Raw genomic sequence first — 22974 nt, 5'->3', positions numbered from 1 at the left:
TTTGTAGTTCAGGAGCACAAGCATTGAAAAAGTTTTTAATATTAACTCTTAGCTTGGCTTGTGCTTACTTTTTTTCTGGGTACTTTAGCAACTCACTGCTTTCTGTAGATGGCTATGCGGTCGCCTCTTGGCCGCCCTCAGGAATTGCTTTAGCGAGTTTTTTAATTTGGGGACGTAAGTCATTTGTTGGCCTTATTGTTGGGGCTTTTTGTACTAACTTAATTCACCTTGATAACACTGTAGACATTCTTCATTTTAACCTGCTGTTACAAGCTATAGGCGTTACTTTAGCCTCTGTTTTACAGGCTTGGATTGGCCGACAAATTATAGTAAATGTAATTAAGGCTCCGCTAGATTTATCTTCTTTAAAGCATAGTGTGCAGAGCTTAATAGTAGCGGGGCCAATATGCTGTATTATTGCTGCAGGTGTAGGTACTAGCTTATTAGCATTGAGCCATGTGATTCCGACCAATGCTATTTTTGATAGCTTTATTGCATGGTGGATTGGCGACAGTATTGGCGTACTCATATTTACTCCACTCATGCTCGCAGCTTTTAATTACACGCAAGTACGCCACCGTATGCTGGTGATTTTACCTTCATTATTAATTTATATACTGATCAGCGTTAGTTTTTATGGTGCTGCTAGTGTTAAAAAAGAAAAAGACATTCAAAAGCAAGAAGCCAAAATACTTGCTGTGCAAAATGCTGTAAGCCATAAGATCGACGGTATTACTGCTGACTTAGAATTGCTAGCTACATTTTTTATTAGTAGTAATGACGTGGACTTTAAAGAGTTTAAACAATTTACTTCAAAGCAGTTGGACTATAGCCAAGAAATTTTAGCATTTGAATGGATACCTTATGTACCAGCAAATAAACTCGTAGATTTTGAAATACATGAAAATACAGCCACAGGCAAACCTTTCTACGTAAAAGAAAAGTCACTAGATGGAGCTTGGCAGCCTGCAGGTACGCGTAGCAATTACTTTCCTGTAAAATACGTATACCCTTTAGAGGGGAATGAAGATGTTTTAGGGTTTGATTTAGCTTCAAGTAAAGTAAGAGATGCAGCGCTTAGTAAGGCGAAAGCACTTAATGAACTTGCACTAAGTGAGCCAATTAACTTGGTCCAAAATACAGCCGAACAAGGGGTGCTTTTTTTATATCCTGTTTTTAGAGAGTCGTCCACCGAAGATGATTTTCAAGGTTTTGTAGCAGCGGTTGTCAGTTTGAAACGCTTATCGAAAACACTATTATTTGATTATAATAACTCAATTTCAGCCAGTTTTTTTGATACAACGATATCAGGAAAAAAGCAGGCAATTTATATTGCCGATACCGATAATTCGCAAATGCTGTTCAAAGAATATCAATTGTTGATTGGCAAACGCATCTGGCAGGTCGAGCTATATGAACCAATAGTTAGAACGTCTTGGTTAATGTATTGGCTTGCACAAATAGTAGGTATGTTGTTTGTGTGGTTACTGATTACATTTTTGATTTCAGTTACTGGTACAAACATACAAATTCGCGAACAAGTGGCTAGGCAAACGCATACATTACGCAAAGAAAAACAAAAAGCAGATGAAGCGAGTCACATTAAGGGACAGTTTTTAGCAAACATGAGTCACGAGGTCCGCACCCCTATTAACGGTATAAAAGGGCTGCATTATTTAGCGCTGCAGCAAAATGATTGGCAACAAGCAAGAAGTTACATTGAACAAGCAGATGGAGCACTTGGTGTTTTACTGCGGGTATTAAACGATGTGCTCGACTTTTCAAAAATGGAAGCAGGCAAGTTAGACTTAATGCAAGAGCCTATTTATGTAGCGAGTTTAGCGGATGAAATGCTTAATTTACTTCAGTTTGAAGCTGATATTAAATCAATAAAGTTAAGTCTCGATTTTGATAAAACATCAAATTTGGTCATTAATACCGATCCAATCCGCTTAAAACAAGTGCTGCTGAACCTGCTCAATAATGCGGTTAAATTTACAGGGGAAGGTGAGATCACTCTGAAAATTTGGCAGTCGAAAAAAATGACTTACTTTAGTATTAACGATACCGGTATTGGTATTAGTAGCGAAGCACAAAAACAATTGTTTAAACCGTTTGCGCAAGCCGATAGCTCAACCTCACGTCAATATGGTGGTACAGGCTTAGGGTTAAGTATTTGCAGAAAGCTGGTTGAGTTAATGGGTGGTGCAATTGATTTAGTCAGTTATGAAGGCAAAGGTTCTACATTTACATTTAGTTTGCCGCTTATATCGCCTTTACCAAAGGCAGAGCAAATTCAGCAGCAATACGACGAAATAGATGTAAGTACCTTATCATTCGCAAACTATAAGTTACTTTTAGTAGAGGACAACCCACTTAACCAGCATGTTGCCAGTGCCATTTTAAAAACAAAAGGGTGTATTGCCGATATTGCTGATGATGGTTTTGAAGCCATAGAAAAGCTAACCGAAAATAGCTACGACATTGTTCTTATGGATATTCAGATGCCGAAAATGGATGGACTCCAAGCAACAAAAGTAATTCGTTGTGATTTAGGGTTAATTGATTTACCCATAATAGGGCTATCGGCGAACGCACATGATGATGACGTTAAAAAGGCATTAGCCTCTGGAATGAATAGTTATATTACCAAACCTATTGATGCAAATACGCTTTTTAAAACTCTTTGGCATTATTTATCAAATAAATAACGTTATGTTTTGCACAAAAAGCAGACATATGACCGCTAAAACTTACCGCAAATCATATACACTTGAAAAATAACTATATCTGCGTATCATGCGCGCAAATTTAACTAAACTGGGTTGCTATTATGATCAATAGAAAATTACCTTTGCTAGATATTCACCGCCATTTAGACGGTAATGTGCGTGCGCAAACCATATTAGAACTTGGTCGACAGTTTAATATAGAGCTACCTGCAGATAACGTTGAAGCATTAATCCCTCATGTTCAAGTTATTGACCCTGAGCCAAACCTTATGGCTTTTTTACAAAAGTTAGATTGGGGAGTTACTGTACTTGGCGACTACGATGCGTGTAGACGTATCGCGATTGAAAACATTGAAGATGCACAAGCACAAGGTCTTGATTATGTAGAGCTTCGATTTAGCCCTTATTATATGGCACAAAGCCAAGGTTTACACCCTGAAGGGGTTGTAGAGGCGGTTGTTGATGGTATTAAATCAGCAACAATGGGCGCAAATATAAAAGCTAACTTGATTGGTATTTTATCGCGTACTTATGGCGTAAAAACGTGTCAAAAAGAGCTTGATGCATTACTCGCATTTAAAAATGATTTAGTCGCTGTTGATTTAGCCGGTGACGAAATTGGCTTTCCAGGTGAGTTGTTTGTAGAGCACTTTAAACAAGTACGAAATGCGTATTTAGCCTCTACTATTCATGCTGGAGAGGCACTTGGTGCTCAAAGTATTTGGCAAGCAATTAATGAGTTGGGTGCGAGCAGAATAGGGCATGGCGTTAAAGCAATTGAAGATCCAAAACTAATGGATTATTTACGCGATAACCGTATTGGTATTGAGTCGTGCTTAACAAGTAATATTCAAACCAGTACAGTAAACGATTTAACTAAGCACCCACTTAAACAGTTTTTAGATCATGGTATTTTAGCGTGTATTAATACTGATGATCCTGCGGTTGAAGGTATTGAAATTGAGTATGAATATACCGTTGCTGCACCTAAAGCTGGCTTATCTCAAGTTGATATGGAAAAAGCTCAAAAAAATGCGTTAGAAATAGCATTTTTAAGTGATGGCGATAAAAAAGAACTTTTAGCACTCGTTAGCACACGTTAATTTAAGAGCATTAAAAATGCCGCTTTATATAAGCGGCATTTTTGTATCTATAACTGATATTTAGTGTGTTTGGCAGCTCATGTAATTATCGTAAAGCGCTTTAAGCACATCTGCTCGGCTGATCATACCGATTACTTTAATACCCTCTATAACAGGGTAGTTTTTTGGTTTACCAGGCTGCATCTGCTGTGCAAGCTCGATAATATTGGTATCGCCGCTAACGGTCACTACCTCTGTTTGCATAAGCTGCGATACTTTAACCATTCCATCACAAAAATAACTGTTTTGCGTAAGTGGTTTTAAAAGCTCTTGCTCTGATATAAATCCAACTAGGCATTTATCTTTATCAAATACTGGTGCGCCAAGTAGTTTAAATTTTTGTAGTTCTGCTATGGCTGTCGTCATTTCTGTATCTGGTGTGATATTTGGCAACTTGCGTTGCATAAAGTCTTTTACTTTTGTATTTAGCATTTGGGTCTCTCCCGCTGATGTTCTATACAAAGTATGGTTTATAGTTAGGTATTTAGGAAATTGTTTATATTGATGAAGTTGATAGGTTTTAGCTATTAAATATTTGTTGTAATAAAAATAAAGGCACCGATTAGGTACCTTTATTCATAACTAAAAGTAAATTTCAATTATTTGATAAATGCAAAAGCATCTGCGTACATGTTTTCACGTATCGCGCCGTGAGTGATAAAGTCATCACGAACAATGCCTATCATGTCAAAGCGACCCGCCATGTAAATATCGTATGGTTCGAGTGATACAATATCTTTCATCACAGCTTTATGTACATAGCCAGTATGACCTTGCCAATTTGCAGATGGATTTTCTACTACAGGAATAAACTTAAAGTTTTCGTTACTGTCTGCCCAAGCTTGCATTTCTGTGTGTGCGTATAAAGCAGACTCTTCTTTTACACCCCAGTAAAACAATACAGGACGGTCGCATTTTATTTCAGCTAAATGATCAGCCATTGATTTTGCGTATGAAAAACCAGTACCACCGGCTAGTAAAATAATAGGGCGTTCGCACTGAAGGCGTAATTGCGATACGCCAAGGCCTGCTTCAATATCTACCGGGGTATTATCAGCATAGGCACTACGAAGATGTTCAAGCGATTGCATAGCATATGAGTCTGCACCCGAGGCACCAATGTGTAATTCAATTTCGTCACATTGTGAAGGGCGGCTAGCAATAGAAAACGCACGTTTGTCTTTTTCACCTAGTACTAATTGCATGTATTGGCCTGCTTCAAACGTAACAGGTTGTTGAGGCTTTAAAATTACTTTATGTACAAATTCTGTAAGTGGGCTGATAGCTACAACTTCAGCTTTTAATGTTTGCATTTTTTACCTTTTAGTAGCGCTTTAAGCAGCAGATACGCAATAGAATGTATCGATTCTAGCATATCTGCAGGGTTACTTTATAGCCTGTTATGTACTTACATATAAACGTTTACAGAATATTCAAGCTTTGCCAAATATCATCTACACGCTCTTTCGTGGCTCTATCCATAACAATAGGTTCGCCCCATTCTCGTGTGGTTTCACCAGGCCATTTATTGGTAGCATCCATTCCCATTTTTGAACCGAGCCCTGATACAGGTGATGCAAAGTCGAGATAATCAATAGGGGTGTTTTCTATTAATGTGGTGTCACGTGCAGGGTCCATGCGGGTAGTAATAGCCCAAATAACATCTTCCCAATCGCGGGCGTTAACATCGTCATCGCAGACGATTACAAATTTGGTATACATAAACTGGCGTAAGAACGACCAAACTCCCATCATCACGCGCTTGGCATGACCAGGATATTGTTTTTTCATTGTTACAATCGCCATACGGTACGAGCACCCTTCGGGCGGCAGGTAAAAGTCGACAATTTCAGGGAATTGCTTTTGTAGTATCGGCACAAACACTTCATTAAGTGCCACACCTAAAATAGCTGGCTCATCAGGTGGACGGCCGGTAAATGTACTGTGATAAATAGGGTCTTTACGATGCGTTAAGTGAGTGACCGTCATTACTGGGAAGTCATCGACTTCATTGTAGTAACCGGTATGATCGCCATAAGGGCCTTCTGGTGCCATTTCACCAGGCATTATGTAACCCTCAAGTACTATCTCTGCACTGGCAGGGACCTGCAGGTCATTTGAAATAGATTTTACAACTTCGGTTCTGCTGCCACGTAATAAGCCAGCGAATGCATACTCGCTTAGCGTGTCGGGCACAGGCGTTACTGCACCTAATATAGTGGCAGGATCGGCACCCAACGCTACCGATACAGGGTAGGGTTGCCCTGGGTTTTCTTTACACCATTCTTGAAAATCAAGCGCGCCACCACGATGTGACAACCAACGCATAATTATTTTATTTTTGCCTAATAATTGCTGGCGATAAATACCTAAATTTTGGCGCTTTTTATAAGGCCCTTTGGTAACTGTAAGGCCCCAGGTAATTAATGGCGCAGCATCACCTGGCCAACAATGTTGAATAGGTAATTTAGTTAAATCTACATCATCACCTTCTAAAACTACTTGTTGACAAGGTGCTTTTTTAACTTCTTTTGCAGGCATATTAAGCACTTGCTTAAAAATAGGTATAGAGCCTAAAGCTTCTTTAATACCCTTTGGTGGATCAGGTTCTTTTAAAAAAGCGAGTAACTTACCTACTTCGCGAAGCTCGCTAACATCTGTTTGGCCCATGCCCATTGCTACGCGTTTTGGTGTACCAAATAAGTTGGTAAGCACTGGCATATCATAGCCTTTTGGGTTTTCGAATAATAACGCAGGACCTTTTTCACGTAAGGTGCGATCAGATATTTCGGTCATTTCAAGATACGGGTCGATTTCTTGGGTGATACGTTTAAGTTCGCCTTTTTTTTCAAGCAAATCGATAAAATCACGTAGATCTTTATATTTCATTGTGGGCCGCTATTAAGCAAAAGAGTTAAAGTATTATACCCATTTCATGCAAGCCAAGTCATTATCTGCACTCAAAACTTAGAGTACCCTCAATACAGTTACAATATATATGAGTTAATTAGTTTTTAACTTTTCTTGATAGGGTGGTTATACTTTTTAGTACGCTCTATTACTTTATTTAGTTCAGCATTGAATCGAATATATTATTTTTTACTCTGTAACGCATTGGTATTTTTTTCCTGCAATTATTAGCATTGCGTTGTTACCTTTCCCCCAAAATAAAACATCTTCATTTATATATTTATTACCAGACGCACTTCTTTCTCGATTAAGTAAATAAGTATGATTATTGAAAGTAAGCTCAGCATTGCTCTGATTAATAACATTGAGATTTACAGTGCTTTTGTCACATAAGTAGGTGGTACTTATTTGCGGGTCGTTACATGCCGTTAAGCTAAGTAAGCCAGCCACTATAGCCAAATATACGTTCATCATTCCTCCATTTACTTTTAATCCACTACTTTTAGACGACTTATCTATTTTGTTTATATGAGAATAACAAAGCAAAATTAACCGTTGGTGAAAGGAGCGCTTTACGCTATGTTTATAGCAATATTTTTTGAGCTCGGAAGCTTTATGGCAGGCACTAATCTTTTAACGTTATTAGATGATATAACCACTTTACTTGATGACATTGCGACAATGTCGAAAGTTGCAACAAAGAAAACAGCGGGTGTATTAGGTGATGACTTAGCACTCAATGCACAACAGGTTACAGGTGTTGCAGCAGAGCGTGAATTACCGGTTGTTTGGGCTGTGGCAAAGGGCTCATTTTTAAATAAAGCGATACTCGTACCCGCCGCTTTATTAATAAGCGTATGGCTGCCTTGGTTAATAACACCGCTTTTAATGATTGGTGGTTTGTTTTTATGTTTTGAGGGAGCTGAAAAAGTATTTGCTAAGTTTTTGCCTCATAACAGTGAAGCGGTAGACGAGGATGAGAAATTAGGTTTAGTTGAGTACGAAAAACAAAAAATAAAAGGGACAATAAGAACCGACTTTATTCTTTCTGCCGAAATTATTGTGATTACTTTAGGTACTGTGGCAGGTGCTACATTGCTTAACCAAGCTTTAGTGCTTTGTGTTATCGCAATTATAATGACGATTGGCGTTTATGGTTTAGTAGCTGGTATTGTAAAACTGGATGATGCCGGACTTTATTTACTCAACCAATCTAAAGTGTCAGCTAATAAATTTAAAGAATTACTTGGTAAAGGCTTACTCGCAGCAGCGCCTAGGTTGATGCAGTTTTTAGCATTTGCGGGCACCATCGCTATGTTTTTAGTAGGTGGCGGAATTTTAGTACATGGTGTTGAGTTACTGCATCATACTCAAGTCGATGCAACAAGCTATGCTCAATCTGTTGCTGGCGGTACAGGTGAAATATTAGCACCTTTATTGTTTGATGGTTTGCTAGGCGTGATTGCCGGCTTAGTTGTTGTGCTTATACATGTAGGTTATACAAAGTTATTTAAAAAATAATTTATAGCTGGCGTACTTGTTGCGCCAGCTATATTGAAATTCACTCATTCACAGTTAGCTATTTTACAAAGAGATTCTAACTCAAATTGTGCTTTAGTATTTCTTTGCTCAATGGCCTTTTTATACCAATAAATAGCCTGCTGTTGATCCTGATCTATTCCATGACCATCACGATACATTTGCGCTAAATTTAATTGTCCCCATTGAGAGCCCGCTTTAGCAGCTTGTTTAAAGCTATTAAATGCTTCAACAAACAGGCCATCTTTAAAATAAATAATGCCTTGTTGATTGTTTTTATCGAGCTTTAAGCCTTTATATAGTGGCTTAGGTTTAGGAGGATGCATCACAAACCCACCATAAAGGATGTTGGCATAAGGGCGCAGCACGTCGTAAATAGCTTCGTCTTTATACAAACGCTTTACTTCATCACGAGGCAGGGTGATTGTTTGAGTAGAGAAGTAATTGTCTTGAATTAGTTGGCTAGTACGCATTGCCAAAGTAATACTATTATTACGTTTATAGCTGTAGTTACTTATCTGAAAGGTAATAAACTGCTTATCAAAACTTAAAACTTGAGCAATTCTTAAATTGGTTAGGGTCCAGGGCTCGTGTGTAAATTTATCGGCGTGTACTAAGTAGGTATCATATATTTTAGGCGTATTTAAATAGCTTTTCTTTTGAGTCTCGCTATTAAAGTGCTGTTGATAAAAAAATAAAACAATCCAAAGTAATAAAAATACACCAATAAAGTATTTAGGTAGGCTTAGTTTTTCTATTAACGGTAGTTGCGTTATTTTTACAGGTTCGCTTTTTCCACATTGATAGCACTCTCGTTTATAGCTTAATTTTAAGGCAAGCATAGGTAAAATACTAAACCGTAAATAGCGGCTTTTATTTACTAAATGATAGGCGTCGCTTTGACAATGAGGGCAGCGTGTTGTTTGTGCAAAATGTGGGAATGATTCACTCGTGTTGAAAAGTAACATAAAGCACGCTCCTTGTTTAATTACCTAAAGGTAAAACAAGAAACGTGTTAGTTAAAGCCACAAACTGTAAATAAGTATGTCTGTTATTGCTTATTTTGAGCTTTAGGCTTGATAGTGGTTTTTGCATCAGCAGCCATTAGAGCAAATACAGCGTATGCAGCGGTATTTTGACGAAGCTTAGCAGGTGTTACTTTATCAAGCGTATCGTCAGCTGTATGGTGGTAATCAAAGTAATCTGTTCCATCTTGAGCAAGTTCAAAAATAGGTGCTGAGGTTGCTGCTTTAAGTGGAATTAGATCAGGGCCACCATTCGCTTGGTTTTTACCAATATGCTCAATATTTAACGGCGAAAGTTCTTTTGCAATAGCACGCACTACAGGAAGTGACTCTGCGCTTACGTTCGATTCAAAAGCATACACAACATCAGCGCCAAAATCAGACTCAGCTGCTGCAACAATATTGCTTAGCTCGTTTTTATGCTCTGCAAAATAGGCTTTTGCACCCCAAAGACCAAGTTCTTCTGCTGCAAAAAGCACAACGCGAATACTGCGCTTAGGGCGTTTTACATCGCTAATATGTTTAGCAGCTGCCATTGTTAGTGCAACGCCTGCGCCGTCATCTAACGCGCCAGTTCCTAAATCCCAAGAATCTAAATGGCCGCCAATTAATACATATTGTTCAGGGTTTTCAGTGCCGTTAAACTGACCTATTACGTTATAGCCTGTGCCTTCACCTAAATTTTCGGTTTGCACGTTAATGTTTACTGACACGTCTTTGCCTAAGGCTACTAAGCGGGCAATTTGATCCGCATCAGGGTTGGCAATCGTCACGTTAGGTATTTTTTTAACGCCGTCTTTATAGTAACTACCGCCAGTGTGAGCAAAACGATGATGGCCGGTACTTACTGAGCGCATCATGTAGGCAACAGCGCCTTTTTTAGACGCCTCTATAGCACCTGTACCGCGTGCCTTTACCGCAGGGCCATAACCATTACCGTCTATATGGCGGTTCATACGGTAATTAATATAGGCTATTTTACCTTTTAAGCTATTTGCTGGGGCTGCGATTAGCTCATCAAGCGTTTCGAACAACACTACGGTGGCTGTAATTCCCTCTTTTGGTGTGCTAATACTGTTACCAAGTGCAGTTAAATGAAGCGGCTGCTCGCTTGGGGTTAGTATTTTTCCGCTTTCGCTGTATCGGCGCCACTCAGGAAAGGTTGCTTCTTCAAGCCATACTTTATCAAAACCAAGTTGGTTAAATTTTGCTTTGGCCCATGCCACTGCTTTTTTATCGTTGTCTGTACCGGGTAAGCGCGGGCCAACTTCAGTAGTCAAAGACTCAAGCAGTTCATAGCTCAAATTGCTATTAAGAGCAGTTGTTCGAAGCTGCGTCACTTGTTTTAATTGATCAGCGCTAAATTCGGGCTCAGCGGCATTGGCTAAAAAACTGCTGGCAAGCAGTATTGTTGTAATTATTTTCTTCATTGTTAACCTTGGCTTGTAAGAAACTTAATAGCTATTAAACCATTAAATACCTTGGCTAAAAAATACAATGAGACAAAATACAAAAAGCCCGCACTTTTTTACAAAGTGCGGGCTTTTTTAACGTATTTAATCTTAAAAATTAAATTGTGCCGCTAGGCGTAAGTTAGTGCCTTCGCCAATAGTTACATTACCATTGCCGCCGCCACCTAAGTAATCAGTATCAAATAGGTTTTCAACGTTAAGGCGAAGATTTATATCGGTATTACTCATAATAAATTTATAAGTTGCACCCACATCTACACGTGTATAGGCATCTTTGGTAATAGAGTTGTCGCTATCAGCAAAGCGTTCACCTTCATAAAAGGCACCCGCATTAAAAGCAATTGCATCATTTAACTCATAACGAGTCCACAGAGATGCTGACCATTTAGGGGCATCTACAGGGCGTTTACCTTGTAGGTTTTCGTTCGCTCTTTCATAGTTAGCATCTAAATACATAGTTGATGCCATAACAAATAAGCGGTCAGTAGCTGCACCTTGCGCTGCCATTTCAAAACCTTTATGGCGCTGTTCACCAACTTGGTTTGTTTCAGAGGTAATTGAACCGATAGGTGTTTCAAGTTGTTCTGTAACTAAGGTTCCATTTTTACTTATATCGAAAATAGCACCGCTAAGCATTAAACGCTCATCAAATAGCTGCCATTTAATACCAAGCTCTCTTTGTTCAGAGGTGACAGCATCTATTTTCATACCAAAGTTGATATCTTTTACGTCAGTAATGGTTTCGTTTTGTGGTTCAAAACCTTCTGTATAACTGGCATAAATAGTAGCTGATTCATTCGGGTGATAAAGTACGCCGAATTTAGGCAAAAACGACTCGTTATCTTGTCCTTCACGTGTTTGCTTATCAAAGCGACCGCCAACAGACACTTGCCACTGTTCAGAGAAAGTAATTAGGTCTTGCGCATATATACCATAGTAGTCGTATTCAGTTTCGCTTTTAATGAGATCGGTTTTATAGCTCACATCTGGGCGGACAGGTTCATTTTGGCCTGCTGTAAAATTAAATGAATCAGCAGATGTACGCAGTTGACCATAATAGTAGTCAAGCGAGTTAGCACCAATCAAAAATTGATGTTGTATGCCAGCCGTTTCAAATTCACCAATAAAATCAATAAATGCAGTGGTGAATTGCCAATCATCAAAACGATCGTATGGGTTCGAAGTGTATGTGTTAGTTTGAGTGTCGTAAGAATTGCGACTAGGAGATGACTCAAAGCGTTGGCGCTCAAAAGTCTGCTCATTATAACCTAGGTTTACTTTCCAATTGTCAGATAAGAATACGTTAAAATCGATACCTACGTTTTCTACAGTGATATCAGTAAATGCCCATGACATATCACGAATAGTTTTATCGTCGCCAATAACATTGGCGTTATCATCAATCCATGCACCCGTATCTAGGCCTGCTTTGTCATCTGTACGGTCATAATGAACACGTACAAGTGCATTTTCGCTAATGTCATAATCGACGACTACAGCACCTAAAAAGCGGTCTCTCTCACGGTTTTCACCATTTTGATATTCACGCCAGTAGTCTACATCTTGCTTTACTAATATGCCGCGTGCACGTAAATCGTCAGCTTCTGTTAGTGCGCCGCCAGCATCAACCATAAAGCGAGTTGAACCATGCTGGTCAACATCAGCTGAGGCGTTTAGTAACGTTTTCGCCGTTGGTTTTTTTGTAACCATATTCACCAAGCCACCAGGACCTGATTGACCATATAAGATGCTTGAAGGGCCTTTAATAACTTCAACCTGTTGAAGGATTTCGATTGGTTGTTGATAGTGCGACCAATGCTGGTGTCCATCACGTAGATAGCCGGTACCTGAGCTTAACTCAAAACCACGAAGGTTAAATACTTCGCGGTTACGTTGCTGTGATCCTGCCGTTAGACTTGCATCGTTAGTAAGCACTTCGCCAAGCGTGGTTGCTAATTGCTCGCTAATTATTGTATCGCTAATAACAGTTACTGATTGGGCTGTTTCTAATAATGAAGCTGATGTTCTCATAGCACCATTAGCGTTGTCGACTTTGTAGTCGTTGAAGTAGCTACCTTTAACTTGAATTCGCTCTATATCGGCGGGGGCAGCAAAAGAGCTTGAGCTTGCAACTACAAGTGCTAGGTATAAAGGGTTCAGTTTCATTCGTTACATCCAATGTCATTGTGTTAATTTTTCACGGATCTTAATGAAAACTAGTATCATTTTCAACATCTTTATTAACAAGGTTTAACAAGCTATCTGAAAATTGGGTATTAATGGTTGCCCAATATGAATTCTGCTATTATATGGGCCATATTTGTGGGCTATGCCCTGTGTTGTTTTTTATTATTTTGGAACTAACTGTGACTTCTACTGCATTTTCATCTTTGGCTTTACCTGCTGGTTTAGTTGATAACTTATCAACACTCGGCTATTCGCAAATGACACCTGTGCAAGCGCAAAGCTTGCCACCTGTACTTGAAGGTAAAGACATTATTGCTCAGGCAAAAACCGGCTCAGGTAAAACGGCTGCATTTAGCTTAGGTGTATTGGCTAAATTAAACGTAAAACGCTTTCGTATTCAGTCGTTAGTTTTATGCCCAACGCGTGAGCTTGCTGAGCAAGTTGCGGTTGATATGCGCAAATTAGCGCGCGGTATCCACAATATTAAAATATTAACGTTATGTGGCGGTGTATCAATTGGTCCGCAAATTGGATCGCTTGAGCATGGCGCGCACATTATTGTGGGTACGCCTGGGCGTGTAGATGACCACATTAGAAAAGGTACATTACGCTTAGATGATGTTGAAACGTTAGTACTTGATGAAGCCGATCAAATGTTAGACATGGGCTTTCAAGACACCCTTGATGCTATTATTGAACGTATACCGCAAAATCGCCAAACCTTGCTATTTAGCGCTACGTTCCCCCGTGCAATAGAAGCTATAGCAAAGCGTGTACTAAAAAATCCAGAAATGATTAAAGTAGAAGAGGAGCAAGCAAAAAGTACTATCAAACAATACTTCTACAAAATGGATAACAATAAACAGCGTTACCCAACTCTTAAATTATTATTACTTAAATTTACACCGCAAAGCTGTGTTGTGTTTTGTAATACCAAGGTAGAAACTCAGCAAGTATGTGACGATTTAGCCGACGAGGGCTTTAGTGCAGTTGCGCTTCATGGTGATTTAGAGCAGCGCGATCGTGAGCGTACACTTATTCACTTTGCTAATAAAAGTGCGTCTATATTAGTGGCAACTGACGTAGCTGCCCGTGGTTTAGATATTGATGATATGGATATGGTGATTAACTACCATTTAGCACATGATACGCAGACTCATGTACACCGAGTAGGGCGTACTGGTCGTGCCGGTAAAAAGGGCATAGCATGCTCTATTTACGGTGAAGCTGAAGCATTTAAAGTTGCGCAAATTGGCGATCATTACGAGCGTGATATCACGCCAGAACAAATGCCATCATTTAACTTATTAGATAAACCACCGTACCGACCTGAAATGGTTACGCTAATGATTGATTCAGGGAAGAAACAAAAAGTGCGCGCTGGTGATATTTTAGGTGCCTTAACGGGTAAAGATGGTATTGCAGGTCGCCAAGTAGGTAAAATTAATGTGCTTGATAACGTTGCATTTGTTGCCGTGGAGCGTAATTCGTCTAAGCCTGCGTTACGTAAGCTAACCGAAGGTAACATTAAGGGCCGTAAAATTCGTGCTCGTCGCCTTACGCGTTAATTTAAACGGCTAAATTAACAGTTTAACGGGCAGCTGTTTTAAGCTGCTCGTATTGTAACTTTATTTTTTTAAACTTTTCCGCACAGCCACTTAGCTTGTCGGGGTGGTTTTGCAGCGCAAGTTGTCGCCAGCGTTTTTGCAAGACCTTAAGCGTAAAATCCTCAGGTAAATTCCAATTTAAAATCAGCTCATTGTATTCTTTATCTGTTAATACATGTTTTTTAGGTGTTGCTTTAATACGATGCCAAAAGCTATTTAACAACTCTTCTACTTGCTGCTCACTCGTGTCGTAATTATCCCAATCTAAATAGTAATCTCGTAAATTATTGCTGGTTGCGAGTAAATGTTTAGCCTCTTGTTCTATAAGCTCAATATGTAAAGTTGAAATAATTAGATTTTGCGGCTTTAATTGTGCCTGCAGTTGGTACAATGCGTTCATAATTAAAAAATTACGCTTAAATAAATCACGTTCAGGGCTTTGATCAAGCGTTGCTATGGCACCTTGATGGGACAACTGCGCAGCTAAAGTATGAACTTGCCAAACTTGCTTTGTTAATATTAGCTCAAAAATCTCATCAATCAGTGGGTTAAGCATTGTTTAGGGCCTAGTAATTGGTGTATCTTCAATAAAGATTACACTGATATAAGTAACGGTTTGAAGGATTAAAATTATGCTGGGCAAGTTTAAGTGCCTCTTATTTACTATATGCTGTGTACTAATGGCTTCAAGCTATGCCCAAAATGCCGACTCGTTATATGCACAATTTAAAAATGAAAAGCAATGGGAGCCAAAATTACAACTGGCTAATACTTTACTTGCCAATCAAAACCTATCTAAAAAAGAGCGTGTCGCTGTATACTCTGCATTAGGTAATGGTGCGTTATCGGCTAATAATTTTAAAGAGTCTTTACACTATTTTAAATTACTAGAACAAAATACCTCAGATACGTTCTTTCCTGATGAGCACTTTCGTGCAATTAAAATGCAAGGTGTGGTGCTTTTTTATCAAGGCTTTTTTCAAAAGGCCATTACTGAATACACCCGCACCCTAGTGTTAGCTGAAAAAAATGAACAACTACTAGAGCAAGCAAATTTACTAAATAATATTGGTTTGGCTTATTTTAATATGAATAAGCTAGGCGATACCCTAGAGTTTTACTTAAAGGCAAAAGCTATTTACGAAGTGCACGGTAGTGAGCAAGATCAAACCGATATATTACTTAATATAGCAGGCGTTTATATACGCTTGTCACGCTATGATAGTGCATTTAGTCTTTATCAGGATGTACTTAAAGTTTATCAGCGATTAGATGATAAAAGCGGTATTGCGCAGGTATACAATAATATGGGTGTTGCTCATATGGAGAGTAACCAATTTGACTTGGCATTACATTATTATCAGTTAGCACTGCGTTATTATATTTCATCTAATGATTACAAAAAGTTATCTACGCAATATACTAATCTAGCAAATGCTAATTTGGTATTAAAAAAAGTAGATGAGGCTTACAAGCAAGCTAAACAAGGTGAGTATTATGCGCTTAAAATAGGTAACCATAATTTAGAACTCAATGCTCTACATGCGCTAGCTAAAATTCAGTTTGTTAAGGGCAATTTAGAAGAGGCTAAAATAAACTTAGATAGGGCTATTTCACTTGCCCACGAATACGGTAGTGAGCGAATAATTAGAGAAAGCTTGGGTGCTAAAGCGTTACTTGAAGCGAGTAAAGGCGATTACTCAAGCGCAATGGCTCTGCAACAGAAATATGTTAGTGAACAGCGAAAGCTTAGAAGTACAGCAATTATAAATGCACTAGCGGTACTTCAGCATCAATTTAAAGCAACGCAATTAAACCAAGAGATAGAAAAACTTAAACAAGATCGACGTGTGCAAGAGTTAAAAATGTCGCAGCGTTCTCAATTAACATTCTTTATTTTTTTATTGTTTGTCTTAGTTCTGGTAACTGGGATTGCGCTTTACCGCCGTGGTGCAGAAAAACGCGCTAAACAGAAGCTGACAGAACAGGTAGCCCAGCGGACTGCCGAGTTACAAGCGATTGCACAAGAGTTGCGTGAAGCTAATGATGTTAAAAGCCAATTTTTAGCTAATATTAGCCACGAAATCCGTACTCCTTTAACTGCTATTTTAGGGCAAACCGATGCCTTAATTAATGAGTTGTACGAGCCAGAATCACTTAAAGATGAGTTGAAAGTAATTCAGCGTCATAGCGACCATTTAAAAAGTTTAATAAATGATGTGCTCGATTTAAGTAAAATTGAAGCGAATAGATTGGAGTTAAATATTTCTTGCTTTGATATTGTCGAACTTGTCAATGATGTGCATGCAATGTTTATTACTCAAGCAAATGCAAAAAATCTACACCTTATTTTAGATAATCAAATTAGTGATGAGTTTTATACTAAACTCGATTTGATGCGCGTTAAACAGATACTTATAAATTTATGTGCAAATGCTATTAAGTTTACTCATTCAGGGCAGATCATTATAGCCTTGAATAAGACTGAGCAAGGGGTAGTTATTATTGTAAGAGATACCGGTATTGGAATGAACTCTAAACAGTTAAAGCTTATTTTTGAATGCTTTAGCCAGGCCGATAATAGTATAAGTCGTCGATTTGGTGGTACCGGGTTGGGGCTTAGTTTGTCGCAACAACTAGCCTCTATGATGGGCGGTTATATCAGCGTACAAAGTGAATATAAAAAAGGCAGTCAGTTTTCGTTTTTCTTACCGTGCGCAGAAGTAAATAAAGCGCAAAGCATAATTGAAACTCAAAGTGCTCCTAAGGGAAATAAGCAATTAACTGGACGTATTGTACTTGCAGAAGATCATCCAGATAATCGTAGGTTAATCAGTCGTTATTTACGTTCAATGGGGCTCGAGGTGATCGCCGTTGAAAATGGCGAACAAGCTGTTGAACAATGTTTACAAGAGTATCCTGATTTAGTGCTATTAGATATTCAAATGCCAGTTATGGATGGATGTTCAGCTTTTCAATTATTAAAAAAATGTGGTTTTGAACGACCTGTTTTCGCTCTAACAGCAAATGCTATGAGCCATGAAGTAGATGGTTATTTGGAGTTAGGATTCACTGGTTATTTAGCTAAGCCAATAGATAAAGAATCATTTTACAAAGCACTTTTACACCACCTCAACAGCACAGAAAATAATCCGACTACAAAGCAAAGTGAAGTTGATATGAGTGATCTTGTGGTTAGCTTCAAACAAAGTTTTGCTTTGGAGAGTGAAACAATTACCCAACATTTTACAAGTGGTGATTTAGATGCATTACAAAAAGACAGTCATCGAATTTTAGGGGCGGCGCAAATGTTTGGCTTAGATGAAATTGTACGGTCGGCAAAAAGTCTAGATAGAGCACTTTTATGCAGAAGCCAAAATAGTAGTGCAAATAGTTTTAAAGAGTTAGTTGATATATTGCAGGATGTACTTAATAAGTATAATGAAAGTTAAAGCAGATCATATTAAACAAAAAAAGCGCCTTAGGCGCTTTTTTATTCAATTAAAACGTGTACTTATTGGCGTCTCATTGAATCAAAAAATTCATCATTAGTTTTACTCATCGATAATTTATCGATTAAGAATTCCATTGCGTCAATTTCTGACATCTCATGAACAATCTTACGTAAAATCCAAAGCTTTTGCAGTTCATCTGGTTTAGTAAGTAACTCTTCACGACGAGTACCTGAGCGGTTAAAGTCGATAGCAGGGAATACACGCTTTTCAGCAATCTTACGATTTAAGTGTAGTTCCATGTTACCTGTACCTTTAAACTCTTCGTAGATAACTTCATCCATTTTAGAGCCAGTATCGATAAGGGCAGTTGCGATAATAGTTAAACTACCGCCTTCCTCAACGTTACGTGCAGCACCAAAGAAGCGCTTAGGCTTGTGAAGTGCATTAGCATCAACACCACCGGTAAGTACTTTACCAGATGAAGGAATAACGGTGTTATAAGCACGTGCTAGGCGAGTGATTGAATCTAATAAAATAACGACATCTTTTTTATGCTCAACCAAACGTTTAGCTTTTTCGATAACCATTTCTGCTACTTGTACGTGGCGAGAAGCTGGTTCATCGAACGTTGATGCAATAACTTCACCCTTAACTAGGCGTTGCATCTCAGTCACTTCTTCCGGACGTTCATCAATAAGCAAAACCATTAACGTTACATCAGGGTGATTGTGTGTAATCGATTGTGCAATATTTTGAAGTAGCATTGTTTTACCCGCTTTAGGCGGAGCTACTAGTAAACCACGTTGGCCGCGGCCAATTGGTGATGCTAAATCAAGTACGCGGGCTGTGATATCTTCTTTACTGCCGTTACCACGCTCCATGCGAAAACGTTCGTTTGCATGTAGTGGAGTAAGGTTTTCAAAAAGAATTTTAGTTCGAGAGTTTTCAGGTTTATCAAAGTTAACTTCATTTACTTTAAGTAAAGCAAAGTAACGCTCACCGTCTTTAGGAGGACGAATAAGACCTGAAATTGAATCGCCAGTACGCATGCTGAAACGGCGAATTTGGCTAGGTGAAACATAAATATCATCTGGGCCAGCTAAGTAAGAGGCTTCTGATGATCTTAAAAAGCCGAAACCATCTTGTAAAATCTCTAATACACCGCCACCGAAGATATTCTCTCCGCCTTTGGCATGGGATTTAAGAATGGCAAAAATGATATCTTGCTTTCTTAAGCGGGCTACGTTTTCGAGCCCCATGGACTCAGCTAAGTTTACAAGCTCTTTAATAGACTTGTCTTTTAATTCGCGTAAATGCATATTGGTGGGTTCTTTATTACAGTTGTCATACTCAAAATCGCTTTATTTGATAGTTGAGTGAGGTTTGTTGAATATAACTAAGGATTAGTTGGCTTCATAAACTAGCAGTTCACTGGCGAAGCGTCCAGTCTTTATACAAAATAAATTTTAAAAAAGGGCAAAAAAGCCCTTTTTATAGATCTAAACTAGATATTGTTTTCTAAAAACTCAATTAGTTGAGTTTTAGAAAGTGCACCAACTTTTGTTGCTGCTACTTGACCATCTTTAAAAAGAAGCAAAGTAGGAATACCACGAATACCAAATTTTGGCGGTGTTCCAGCATTTTGGTCAATGTTTAATTTAGCAACAGTTACGCGGCTGTCGTACTCATCAGCAACTTCATGAAGAATTGGGGCGATCATTTTACAAGGGCCACACCATTCAGCCCAGAAATCTACTAGTACTGGTTTGTCTGATTGTAATACGTCAGCCTCAAAGCTATCGTCAGTAATTTGGATTATTTTCTCGCTCATTGCGCTCTCCGATTTAGTTAGGCGAAATATTTAGTGCGTATTTAAACACTCTTGTTTCTTATTGCAAGTTTAAACGTTATGCTTAAACGCTATGACTAAGACACATTTAACCGATAAAAAGTTTTCAGACTTTGCTATCGCACCGGAAGTGGTTGCCGGTTTAACCGAGAATGGGTTTGAATATTGCACACCTATTCAAGCAAAATGCCTACCTTTTATTTGTGATGGACGCGATATCGCGGGCCAAGCTCAAACAGGTACAGGCAAAACGTTGGCGTTTTTAACGGCAACGTGCCATCGGTTATTACAATCTAGCAAAGCACCTAGTAAACATCCAAGAGCCCTGATCATGGCCCCTACTCGGGAGCTGGCGATTCAGATACACAAAGATGCTAAAATTTTAGCGCCGCACTGTAATCTTAACTTAGGTTTAGTATATGGTGGCGAAGATTATGAAAAACAACGTGCACAACTAGAAAAAGGCGTTGATATTTTAATTGGTACTACGGGTCGCCTAATTGATCTGTATAAGCAAGGCTGTTACACCCTTAATGAAATTGAGGTAGTCGTGCTGGATGAAGCCGATCGTATGTTCGATTTAGGTTTTATAAAAGATATTCGCTATATGTTCGATCGTATGCCAGATACATCAAAGCGTTTAAACTTATTATTTTCTGCTACATTATCGTATCGCGTACAAGAATTAGCTTTTGAGCATATGACAAACCCGGAACATGTTCAAATTGAACCTGACGTCAAAACGGGTAAACGTATACAGGAAGAGCTATTTCATCCTTCACAAGATGACAAAATTAAGCTTTTGTTAACTTTAATTGAAGAAGAATGGCCTGACAAGGCAATTGTGTTTGCTAATACCAAGCATAGTTGTGAGACGGTTTATGCGTGGCTTAAAGCTGATGGACATCGCGTTGGTATGCTTACTGGCGATGTTAATCAGAAAAAACGCCAATCTATATTAGCGCAATTTAGCAAAGGTGAGTTAGACTTTTTAGTCGCGACCGATGTTGCTGCTCGTGGTTTACACATCCCAGAAGTGAGTCATGTCTTTAATTTTGATTTACCTGATGATTGTGAGGATTACGTTCATCGGATAGGGCGTACAGGCCGTGCTGGTGCATCAGGCCATGCAATTAGTTTTGCTTGTGAGCAATATGCTTATAACTTGCATGAAATTGAAGAATATATAGAGCACAGCATTCCTTTATCACATTATGATAAAGCAGCGTTGCTAGATGATTTAACAAAGCCTACTATTCAAAGAAAGCGCAACTATTCTTCAGGCCCACGTAATCGTAGTAATAACAACGGACGTCGCCCAAATAATAGTTACCAAAAAGGACGGTCGTAATTCGGCCGTTACTATAAGTAGTAGTAACTAGAGGTTTTTGAACGGTGGGGCAACTTATACCGCAAAAAAATGTGTATGCAGTTATTGATTTGGGCTCAAACAGCTTTCATATGCTTATTGCCAAATCAATTGCTGGCGGCCTACAAACAATAGGTCGCGTAAAGCGCAAAGTAAGATTAGCAGCAGGGCTTGATAAAGATAACGTATTAAGTACTGAAGCAATGCAGCGAGGCTGGGAATGCCTTGCTCTTTTTGCTGAGCGTCTACAAGACATTCCAAAGCAAAATATCACCATAGTGGCAACCGCCACACTGCGTTTGGCAACTAATGCCGATGTATTTAAAACTCAAGCTGAAAAAATACTAGGCCACACTATTAACGTTATTAGTGGTGAGCTAGAGGCGAGAACTATTTATAAGGGCGTAGCCCATACATCATCATGTAATGGTAAGCAGCTGGTTATAGATATTGGTGGTGCAAGTACGGAAGTGGTTATAGGAAAGGGCTTTGAAGCACTGCACTATAAAAGCTTAAATATGGGATGTGTTACTTACTTAGAGCGTTACTTTAAAGACTGTAAGCTAAGTACGAGCAACTTTAATGCAGCAATAAAAGCGGCGCGAGATGTAATAAATGATATTGCCGTTGAATATAAAGCAACAGGATGGCAAGTTGCTTCTGGTGCTTCGGGTACTGTGCAAGCTATCCAAGAGATTATGGTTGCTCAAAACCTTGATGATCTCCTCACTCTTGAAAAGCTTTACACTATTAAAGAGCAATCTATTGCGTTTAGCACTATTGCAGCACTAGACCTACCAGGTTTAAGTGAAGAGCGTAGGCTTGTGTTTGTATCTGGGCTTGCAATTTTAATTGCGTTATTTGAATTACTTGAAATAGAAAAAATGGGCCTTGCAGGCGGAGCACTTCGAGAAGGTGTTTTATACAGTATGGTACCAGAGCTTCACAATAACGATATTCGTAAACGCACTATCGATGGTTTTATGGATCGTTACCATGTTGATCAGAAGCAAGCATACCGTGTTTCTAGCCTTGCAATGCAGTTAGCAGGTAAAATTAACCAAAGCTGGCCCATAGAAAGCTTAAATGGATTGCCCTTGTTAAAAGCGGTGGCTGAACTTCACGAAATTGGATTGCTAATAGAGTATAAGCAGTACCATAAACACACAGCCTATATTTTAGAAAACACAGATATGCCTGGCTTTTCACAATCAGAGCATAAAGTTATTGCAGCAGTAGCTAATGCGCATCGTTCAGATATCCAAAAAGGGTGCTTTGATTCGCTAGGGGCTAACAGCATACTTGCGCAGTATTTGGTGCGATTGCTTCGTATTGCTGTAATTCTATCAATGCGTCGCCAAGACGACGTGCTACCTAAAATAGAGTTAATTGCTAAAAACGAAGTATTAGACCTTAAGTTCGAAACCAATTGGTTAAAAGATCATCCATTAATGGCAAGTGAGCTACAACAAGAGTCTAAACAACAAAGTAAGCTAGGTTGGAAACTCATAGTTAACTAGTATAAAAGGCCCGAAAGGGCCTTTTTAGTGTTTAAAGTAATCACTTCGATGCAAAATTGCGCGAACAGTCATTTATTTTAAGTTTTCTTCAAAAAAGGGTTGATCTGTTTTCGGATCTCCCTATAATGCGACCCCACTGAGACGGCAGAGCGCAACGCATAGCGAGG

Annotated in this window: 17 protein-coding genes; 7 read left to right on the top strand and 10 right to left on the bottom strand. The window is 38.9% G+C overall.

Annotated features, from left to right (window positions below; genetic code table 11):
- Positions 1-23 precede the first annotated feature (23 nt).
- Positions 24-2711 (top strand): CHASE domain-containing protein, encoded by a 2688-nt coding sequence (locus V6260_RS14685; protein ID WP_341594893.1) that lies wholly within the window; start codon positions 24-26, stop codon positions 2709-2711.
- 122 nt (positions 2712-2833) lie between these two features.
- Complete coding sequence (add, locus tag V6260_RS14680) at positions 2834-3835, top strand: adenosine deaminase (protein ID WP_341594892.1); 1002 nt, start codon at positions 2834-2836, stop codon at positions 3833-3835.
- 60 nt (positions 3836-3895) lie between these two features.
- On the opposite strand, the gene V6260_RS14675 is transcribed toward add, so the two are convergent.
- From V6260_RS14675 to V6260_RS14660, 4 genes are all read right to left on the bottom strand, one after another.
- Positions 3896-4306, bottom strand: coding sequence for a CBS domain-containing protein (locus V6260_RS14675; protein WP_341594891.1), 411 nt, complete (start codon positions 4304-4306; stop codon positions 3896-3898).
- Positions 4307-4473: 167 nt separating this feature from the next.
- Positions 4474-5187 carry an NAD(P)H-flavin reductase gene (gene fre, locus V6260_RS14670; protein ID WP_341594890.1) on the bottom strand — a complete coding sequence of 238 codons (714 nt, stop codon included), beginning with the start codon at positions 5185-5187 and terminating at the stop codon, positions 4474-4476.
- Positions 5188-5296: 109 nt separating this feature from the next.
- Complete coding sequence (ubiD, locus tag V6260_RS14665) at positions 5297-6763, bottom strand: 4-hydroxy-3-polyprenylbenzoate decarboxylase (RefSeq protein ID WP_341594889.1); 1467 nt, start codon at positions 6761-6763, stop codon at positions 5297-5299.
- Between the two features lie 210 nt (positions 6764-6973).
- Positions 6974-7255, bottom strand: a complete 282-nt coding sequence (locus V6260_RS14660; protein ID WP_341594938.1) for an MliC family protein — start codon at positions 7253-7255, stop codon at positions 6974-6976.
- Positions 7256-7399: 144 nt separating this feature from the next.
- Here V6260_RS14660 and V6260_RS14655 point away from each other — a divergent pair, with 144 nt between their 5' ends.
- Complete coding sequence (locus V6260_RS14655; RefSeq protein WP_341594937.1) at positions 7400-8305, top strand: DUF808 domain-containing protein; 906 nt, start codon at positions 7400-7402, stop codon at positions 8303-8305.
- A gap of 44 nt (positions 8306-8349) precedes the next feature.
- Here V6260_RS14655 and V6260_RS14650 read toward each other — a convergent pair whose 3' ends face one another.
- From V6260_RS14650 to V6260_RS14640, 3 genes are all read right to left on the bottom strand, one after another.
- On the bottom strand, positions 8350-9291 hold the full coding sequence (locus tag V6260_RS14650) for a tetratricopeptide repeat protein (protein ID WP_341594888.1): 942 nt from the start codon (positions 9289-9291) through the stop codon (positions 8350-8352).
- Between the two features lie 83 nt (positions 9292-9374).
- Positions 9375-10778, bottom strand: coding sequence for a M20/M25/M40 family metallo-hydrolase (locus V6260_RS14645; RefSeq protein WP_341594887.1), 1404 nt, complete (start codon positions 10776-10778; stop codon positions 9375-9377).
- A gap of 132 nt (positions 10779-10910) precedes the next feature.
- Positions 10911-12986 (bottom strand): TonB-dependent siderophore receptor, encoded by a 2076-nt coding sequence (locus V6260_RS14640; RefSeq protein ID WP_341594886.1) that lies wholly within the window; start codon positions 12984-12986, stop codon positions 10911-10913.
- Between the two features lie 200 nt (positions 12987-13186).
- Between V6260_RS14640 and dbpA the strand changes: the two genes are divergently transcribed.
- On the top strand, positions 13187-14575 hold the full coding sequence (gene dbpA, locus V6260_RS14635) for an ATP-dependent RNA helicase DbpA (protein WP_341594885.1): 1389 nt from the start codon (positions 13187-13189) through the stop codon (positions 14573-14575).
- Between the two features lie 22 nt (positions 14576-14597).
- Here the strand turns inward: dbpA and V6260_RS14630 are convergent, their stop codons facing one another.
- Entirely contained in the window at positions 14598-15170 is a 573-nt protein-coding gene (locus V6260_RS14630; RefSeq protein ID WP_341594884.1) for a DNA-J related domain-containing protein, read from the bottom strand.
- A 76-nt stretch (positions 15171-15246) separates the two neighbouring features.
- Between V6260_RS14630 and V6260_RS14625 the strand changes: the two genes are divergently transcribed.
- Complete coding sequence (locus tag V6260_RS14625; RefSeq protein WP_341594883.1) at positions 15247-18066, top strand: ATP-binding protein; 2820 nt, start codon at positions 15247-15249, stop codon at positions 18064-18066.
- Between the two features lie 62 nt (positions 18067-18128).
- On the opposite strand, the gene rho is transcribed toward V6260_RS14625, so the two are convergent.
- Positions 18129-19388: a transcription termination factor Rho gene (gene rho / locus V6260_RS14620; protein ID WP_341594882.1), complete on the bottom strand. Its 1260-nt coding sequence runs from the start codon at positions 19386-19388 to the stop codon at positions 18129-18131.
- A 185-nt stretch (positions 19389-19573) separates the two neighbouring features.
- A complete protein-coding gene (trxA, locus tag V6260_RS14615) occupies positions 19574-19900 on the bottom strand; it encodes a thioredoxin TrxA (protein WP_002960942.1) in 327 nt (108 codons plus the stop codon).
- Positions 19901-19991: 91 nt separating this feature from the next.
- Here trxA and rhlB point away from each other — a divergent pair, with 91 nt between their 5' ends.
- On the top strand, positions 19992-21269 hold the full coding sequence (gene rhlB / locus V6260_RS14610) for an ATP-dependent RNA helicase RhlB (RefSeq protein WP_341594881.1): 1278 nt from the start codon (positions 19992-19994) through the stop codon (positions 21267-21269).
- 44 nt (positions 21270-21313) lie between these two features.
- Positions 21314-22807 (top strand): guanosine-5'-triphosphate,3'-diphosphate diphosphatase, encoded by a 1494-nt coding sequence (gene gppA, locus V6260_RS14605; RefSeq protein WP_341594880.1) that lies wholly within the window; start codon positions 21314-21316, stop codon positions 22805-22807.
- The last annotated feature ends 167 nt before the right edge of the window (positions 22808-22974 follow it).

Origin of the sequence: Pseudoalteromonas aliena (assembly GCF_038155085.1) — a bacterium.
GTDB classification, from domain to species: Bacteria; Pseudomonadota; Gammaproteobacteria; order Enterobacterales; family Alteromonadaceae; genus Pseudoalteromonas; species Pseudoalteromonas aliena_A.
Note: the sequence above shows the minus strand (reverse complement) of the source record. Positions and strands in the feature narration are given on the sequence as shown.